Below are 6244 nucleotides of genomic sequence, written 5' to 3' on the forward strand. Positions count from 1 at the left end.
ATTATTTGGTGAAAATAAGTGATTTAAAGAAAAATGGTAAAACCTCATCTATTTCTGTTATCTATTTCTGTTATCTATTTTTGTTATCTATCTCTGTTATCTATTTCTGCTATCTATTTCTGTTATCTATTTCTGTTATCTTTATTATTGTCAGTTTTCAAGGTCTTGTTTTTTCCACATATCCTCATAGCTGGTTAAAGATACCTTGGAACTTTCAGGAGAGTTGCCTTTCTTCACTGAAGCTGTTGCCTTTCCTTTGCCCGTCTCCCTGAGCCGATTAATCTCTTTTATGCTGTCTTCATTGTCTATGCTCAGGACAAAGCTTCCATGGCAGGGCTTTGTATAGGGGAAGACCAGAGCATTACCCTTTGCCCCAACTGCAATTGGTGGTATTCCTATTATATAATAATCTTTGAAGATTTTGTATCCGGGAGATACATAGTAAACTTCGTCAGAGTTTTTCTCAATATACTCCCTTGCCTCCTTGAAGCTCGTCTTTTGCAGGTGGATAGTATACTTCATTTGCTCAATACAGCTCATTTGACGATCTCCTCCATCACTTTATCCAGCTTGTTTTTAAGGCGAACAGGATTGTGAACGTCCTGTGCGACGACCTTTTCACAGTCGAACTCTATGGTTTCGGCCAGAGCATCGGCATTCCTGCCAAAGACTATGGAGTACATCCTGGCCTGAGAAATGGAGCTCATGGTCGTTGCATAAGTCATTCCTGCATCGTTATGCATAAAGGCGAAGCACATATCGAAATCCGTTCTTTTTTCAATAACATCTACTATAGTTTTGTCGAGGTCTACCAGCTTTTTTACATAATAGCCGTCGGAATCAGACACTTTCAAAAGTTTGCTTGCAGCAGTTGTCCCGGCAACGGTTACATCGAATCCTAATTTAGTCAGCTTATGGGATAAGTACAGGGCAATACTGGTTTGAATTGGGACCTCGGGACATCCCATCATGAGAAGCATTTTTGCACCGGTCATAAAAATTCATCTCTTACACACTTTATCTGTAAAAATGGATTACACATCAATCCTCAAATTGAGATTTTTCAATTAAGATTTCTTTGGAAACTGATATTTTCTTAATATTATTTTTCTAATAATTTTCGGACTCTGGTCCAAAATCTAGTGATTTTTGTATTTTTCGATTGAAATCATGAACTTGCAGGAAGAATTTGTTCTTCAATCAAACTCAATATTTGATATCGAAAGACTTCCATCGAGAGGACGTATTTAATGGATTATAACCAATTACAAAATCTAGTGATTTTCAATTTCACGTTTATCACTGGATTTTGGTACTGAGTCAATTTTCGCTAAGGGTCATCCTCCTGAAACTGGAGAAAGCAGTGTGATCTCATCTCCTTCTGAAAGTGTAAGAGAATCAATGTCTTCTTCATGAATTCGTGCACCGTTCAGCATTAAAACCAAATTACTGTGCAGGCATCCGTTCCTGGAAAAAAGCTGGTCTTCAGACTTTCCGGCTCTTTCGCGAAGGGCTCTAAGAAGTTCCCGCATTGAAATGTCGTTCTGGCATTCAAGCAAGCTGTCTGCTCCTAGAATGTCCTTTATCTGAGCAAAAGTTTTTACTCGAATTTTCATGTTTCCACCGTCAGTACTCACATTTTTGTATCACTTTTTCAATCTGTAATTCTACCTTCACTCTCGTTTTCTGGACAAAAAGTATTATTACCAATTATGCCCATTTCAGCATATTCACAATTGTGAATGTTCTTGGAAAATTTAATGTTTCCGGTACAGTCAAAAAAAAGAACATAAAAGGTCGGTATTCATCCATGGAAAAAGAAAATGTGCAGGATGCATTGCTCAAAGAACTTGCAGGATTAGAGTGTTTACTTGTTTCATATTCAGGAGGAATAGATAGTACTTTGCTTGCATTACTTGCGCAAAAAGTACTTCAGGATAAGGTAAAATGTATACTTTTTGACGCGCCTCTTGTTCCCAGAAGAGCTGTTAAGGAAGCGGAGGAAAACGCACAAAAGTTCGGTATATCCTGCTCTATAATTCCCTTTCCTATTCTGGAAAATGAAGAATTCAGAAAAAACAGCCCCAATCGCTGTTATATCTGTAAAAAACAATCTGTCAGGATATTAAAAGATCAGGCTGAAAAACTGGGAATCTCAAAAATAGCCGATGGAATTAATGCTTCCGATCTCAATGAGTACCGCCCTGGACTTCAGGCAAGTAATGAAGAAGGAATCCTGCATCCTTTTCTCTCGCTTGGGATTCAAAAGAAACAGATAAGGCAACTGGCTCAGGACTGTGACTGTGATTTCTGGAATAAACCGTCATCTTCATGCCTTGCGTCACGAATTCCATATGGGGAAGAAATCACAGTTGAAAAGCTGCAAACTATAGAAAACGCAGAAAATTCGCTGCACGATCTGGGGTTTTCAAATCTGCGGGTAAGGCTTCATGGCAAGATTGCAAGAATCGAGTTATTGCCTGAAGAGCTTGAAAAGGCAATAAACATGCGAGCTCGAATACTGGAGGTATTGCAGGATTGCGGCTTTTCGTACATTACCCTCGATATTAAAGGATACAGAAGCGGGAGTATGGATGAAGTGTTATGAAGCTCGAAGACTGCATAGCTGACTTCCAAATCCCCAGATACCTTCATTATATGGATAATGCGGCAACGAGCCTTGTTCCCGAGCCTGTAATAGCTGCGATGAACGAATACGACCGGCAATACCGCGCCAATGTTGGAAGAGGAATGCACAGGCTTACAAGAGTTGCAACCCAAAAGTATCAGGACGCACATGACCTGGTCAGCAATTTCATTGGTGGGAAAGAAGGCACTACAGTCTTTACCAAGAATACAACCGAGGCTATCAATATGGTTGCAGCAGGTCTTGACTGGCAGTCAGGAGACCGAATAGTCACAACGATTGTAGAGCATCACTCCAACCTGCTCCCCTGGCTTCGACTGCGTCAGAAAGGCGTTGAGCTGGTTGTTATCCGACCAGACGAAGCCGGGATTTTTGATATCGAGGCATTTGAAGAAGCGATTACAGCTAATACAAAACTTGTTGCAGTTAGCCATGCCTCAAACGTACTTGGTACCGTACAGCCTATCCGGGAGATTGCTGATATCTGCAAAAAGCAGGGAGCCTATTTTCTGGTTGATGGAGCACAGTCCGTCCCTCATTTTCCTGTGGATGCCCGGAGTATTGGATGCGATTTTTTATGCTTTTCGGGCCACAAGATGCTCGGGCCAACGGGCACTGGCGTTCTGTGGATGAGAGACGCGCTTATTTCTCCTCTCATACTTGGTGGAGGCACAGTCGAGGACGTGACTACTGAGTTTTATTCTCTGACTGGCGGTTATCAGCGATTCGAGGGAGGAACCCCGAACATCTCAGGTGCAATCGGGCTTGGACAGGCGGTAAAATATCTTGAAATCCTAGGGATGGATGCTATCTTCAGGCATGAACAGGAACTGACTGAACGCCTGCTCAAAGGGCTTTCCGATATTGAAAATATTACTATATATGGGCCGCAGGACATGAAAAACAGGATCGGGATTGTCTCTTTTACTATAGATAGGATTCATCCCCACGAAATAGCTTATTTGCTTGACGAAAGAGCCGCAATTCTTGTCCGTTCGGGAGATCACTGCTGTATCCCGTTAATGAAGTCCCTGGGGCTCCAAAACGGCACTGTGAGAGCAAGCTTTTACATGTACAATACTCAGGAGGAGGTTGACCTGCTTCTTGAAACAATTGAAGAAATCGCACGTATCGTGTAAGGAGTATGGTATAATGATGTACAGTACGGTCTCCTGTATAAAATATGATCCCGGATCAATGGTCCCATCGTCTCACGAAGTCGTAATTGAAGTGCCTCTTGCAATCTTTGTCAACGGCCGCCATGCTTTAACCGCTATGGTAAGCCCGACATTGCTTGAAGAGTTTGTAACAGGATTATTATATACAGAAAGAATTATTCGCAAACTAGAGGATATAGAATCGTTGCACATAGAAGAAAATAGAGAAAGAAGCAGAGAGAAAAACAAAGATGAAAACAGAGATGAAAACAGAGATGAAAACAGAGATGAAAACAGAGAGAAAAACAGAGAGAAAAACAGAGAGAAAAACGGAGATGAAAACAGAGAGAAAAACAGAGAGAAAACAGAGAGAAAAACAGATGATGCCATCACTCTCAGTGCCAGTGTACTGACAAAAGACCCTTTTTCAATCATGCTTTCAGGCAAAACTGTCCTTTCGGGATGTGGAGGCGATACTTCATATTTGGACGCGGATCGGCTCCCGAAAATCCAGTCGGATATGGTCACTAATGTCTCAACAATTAAAACTATAATGAAAGAAACGCTGGTATCAGATCTGCATACCAGAACAGGCGGCATACATATTATAGGGCTCTTCGGGCCGGAAGGAAAGATTTGTGTAATAGAAGATATCGGCAGGCACAATGCCCTTGACAGGGCAATAGGTTACGGACTGAAACATGGTGTGGACTTCTCCAGGACAATTGTGACCTGTTCAGGAAGGATTTCTTCTGAGATGGTAAGAAAATGCCTTATGGCTAATATTCCTATTATCGCATCCAGAGGTGCAACCACTACGCTTGCCATAAGCATGGCAGAGAAAGCCGACCTTACTGTTATCGGCTTTGTTAGGAGCCAGAAAATGAATATTTACACAGGCGTGGAAAGGGTAAGGAATGAGTAACCTATATTGCAAATGATTTCCGGTAACAATAATTTGATATAAATCTCTGGCACAAGTGCCAGTATGCAGATAAATCACTTTTTAAAACGTTTTTGAGGAATTCTATGAGCAAACCATTAAAAACAATAAGAGAAACAAAACCACTCATACATCATATAACGAACTGGGTAACTATCTACGACTGCGCAAATATGACAAGAGCTTTCGGTGCGCTGCCTGTAATGGCGCATGCCCCTGAAGAATGCGCTGAAATGACAGGGATTTCATCGGCTCTTGTGCTTAACATAGGAACCCTGACCTCTGAAATAATCGACTCCATGCTTCTCTCTGCTGCCGCTGCAAATAAAAAGAAAATTCCGGTAGTGCTTGATGCCGTCGGGGTCGGAGCTACGAAATTCAGAGACGAAATGGCTGCTAAAATCCTTGGTTCTGCCCGTATAGATATTATAAAAGGCAATTACTCGGAAATTGCAAAACTGGCGGGCGAAAGCGCTGAGACTAAAGGAGTTGAAGCAACATCAATTAGTGCAGACCCTATAAAGATTGCGAAGCAATTTGCAAAATTAAGTTCTTCCGTTATCGTGATGACAGGAAAAGAAGATATTATAAGTGACGGAGAAAGAGTTTTTATTGTTAAGAACGGGCATGAACTTATGGGGTCGATTGTCGGAACAGGATGCATGGCTGCCTCTGTAATAGGCTTGTTTGCCGCAGTTAACCCGAATTACTGCGAGGCGTCCAGAGAAGCATTATGTTACTTTGGAGTTGCAGGAGAACTTGCAGCAAGTAAATCAAACGGGCCAGGAAGTTTCAAGGTTAACCTGTATGATGAAGTGTTCAACCTGTCGGATGAGAAAGTAAAAAGTATGATGAATTTTGAAGAACAGTAAGTTCCGAAGAAAAACGGAAAACAGTAAGTTCGGAAGAGAAAGAGAAGAATCGTAAGTTCGGAAGAAAAAGAGAAGAATCGTAAATTCGGAAGAGAAAGAGAAGAATCGTGAGTTTAAAAGAGAAAAAGGTAAATTAAGTAAAAAGAACCATAAGTTCAAAAAAATGAGATTATAAAGAACGTTTTTAAAAAACGTACGTGTCGGATGGATTAATCATCATGAACCAGAAAGACTTCAGCTGGAAAAGTTCCCTTTTGAAAGAAATCGATTTCTACCTCGTGACAGATTCCGGACTTTCTAAAAAAGGGACTTTATCCGATGTCAAGGACGCAGTCGAGTCAGGCTGCAGGATTGTTCAGTACCGGGAAAAGGATAAAAGTACGAAAGAAATGGTCGAAGAGGCTTCAGAAATTAAGAGAATCTGCAGCGACAGGGCAATATTTCTGGTAAATGACAGGATCGATGTTGCTTTAGCCGTTGATGCGGATGGAGTCCATATTGGCCAGGACGATATGCCTGTTGAAACGGCAAGAAAGMTCCTTGGTGAGGATAAAATAATCGGCCTTAGTGTAAATGACAGAGAGGAAGCAGTCCTGGCGGAAAAATTTGGGACTGACTATGTGGG

8 protein-coding genes are annotated in these 6244 nt (G+C 41.5%); 5 read left to right on the forward strand and 3 right to left on the reverse strand.

From position 1 onward, the window contains the following. Window positions 1-150: 150 nt before the first annotated feature. From FXW07_RS02205 to FXW07_RS02215, 3 genes are all read right to left on the reverse strand, one after another. Window positions 151-540, reverse strand: a complete 390-nt coding sequence (locus FXW07_RS02205) for a DUF1894 domain-containing protein (protein WP_229393560.1) — start codon at window positions 538-540, stop codon at window positions 151-153. After that, window positions 537-995, reverse strand: a complete 459-nt coding sequence (locus tag FXW07_RS02210; RefSeq protein WP_048154756.1) for a DUF1890 domain-containing protein — start codon at window positions 993-995, stop codon at window positions 537-539. The genes FXW07_RS02205 and FXW07_RS02210 overlap by 4 nt, the downstream gene beginning before the upstream one ends. Window positions 996-1337: 342 nt before the next feature. Further along, window positions 1338-1616: a MoaD/ThiS family protein gene (locus tag FXW07_RS02215; RefSeq protein WP_229393561.1), complete on the reverse strand. Its 279-nt coding sequence runs from the start codon at window positions 1614-1616 to the stop codon at window positions 1338-1340. A 194-nt stretch (window positions 1617-1810) separates the two neighbouring features. Between FXW07_RS02215 and larE the strand changes: the two genes are divergently transcribed. From larE to FXW07_RS02240, 5 genes are all read left to right on the forward strand, one after another. Then, window positions 1811-2608 carry an ATP-dependent sacrificial sulfur transferase LarE gene (larE, locus tag FXW07_RS02220; protein WP_229393562.1) on the forward strand — a complete coding sequence of 266 codons (798 nt, stop codon included), beginning with the start codon at window positions 1811-1813 and terminating at the stop codon, window positions 2606-2608. After that, complete coding sequence (locus tag FXW07_RS02225) at window positions 2605-3786, forward strand: cysteine desulfurase (protein WP_229393563.1); 1182 nt, start codon at window positions 2605-2607, stop codon at window positions 3784-3786. Before larE ends, FXW07_RS02225 begins: the two co-directional genes overlap by 4 nt. 13 nt (window positions 3787-3799) lie before the next feature. Beyond that, on the forward strand, window positions 3800-4729 hold the full coding sequence (gene fdhD / locus FXW07_RS02230; RefSeq protein ID WP_229393564.1) for a formate dehydrogenase accessory sulfurtransferase FdhD: 930 nt from the start codon (window positions 3800-3802) through the stop codon (window positions 4727-4729). Between the two features lie 104 nt (window positions 4730-4833). After that, window positions 4834-5619, forward strand: coding sequence for a hydroxyethylthiazole kinase (gene thiM, locus FXW07_RS02235; RefSeq protein ID WP_229393565.1), 786 nt, complete (start codon window positions 4834-4836; stop codon window positions 5617-5619). 218 nt (window positions 5620-5837) lie between these two features. Then, window positions 5838-6244: thiamine phosphate synthase (locus FXW07_RS02240; RefSeq protein ID WP_229393566.1), on the forward strand; the 407-nt coding region annotated here is incomplete at its 3' end.

This window comes from Methanosarcina sp. DH1, assembly GCF_020804205.1.
Lineage (GTDB): Archaea > Halobacteriota > Methanosarcinia > Methanosarcinales > Methanosarcinaceae > Methanosarcina > Methanosarcina vacuolata.

Coding starts and splice junctions, on each gene's coding strand:
- thiM (WP_229393565.1), top strand. CDS start 4,834: ATGAGCAAACCATTAAAAACAATAAGAGAAACAAAACCACTCATACAT.
- FXW07_RS02225 (WP_229393563.1), top strand. CDS start 2,605: ATGAAGCTCGAAGACTGCATAGCTGACTTCCAAATCCCCAGATACCTT.
- FXW07_RS02205 (WP_229393560.1), bottom strand. CDS start 540: ATGAGCTGTATTGAGCAAATGAAGTATACTATCCACCTGCAAAAGACG.
- FXW07_RS02210 (WP_048154756.1), bottom strand. CDS start 995: ATGACCGGTGCAAAAATGCTTCTCATGATGGGATGTCCCGAGGTCCCA.
- FXW07_RS02215 (WP_229393561.1), bottom strand. CDS start 1,616: ATGAAAATTCGAGTAAAAACTTTTGCTCAGATAAAGGACATTCTAGGA.
- fdhD (WP_229393564.1), top strand. CDS start 3,800: ATGATGTACAGTACGGTCTCCTGTATAAAATATGATCCCGGATCAATG.
- larE (WP_229393562.1), top strand. CDS start 1,811: ATGGAAAAAGAAAATGTGCAGGATGCATTGCTCAAAGAACTTGCAGGA.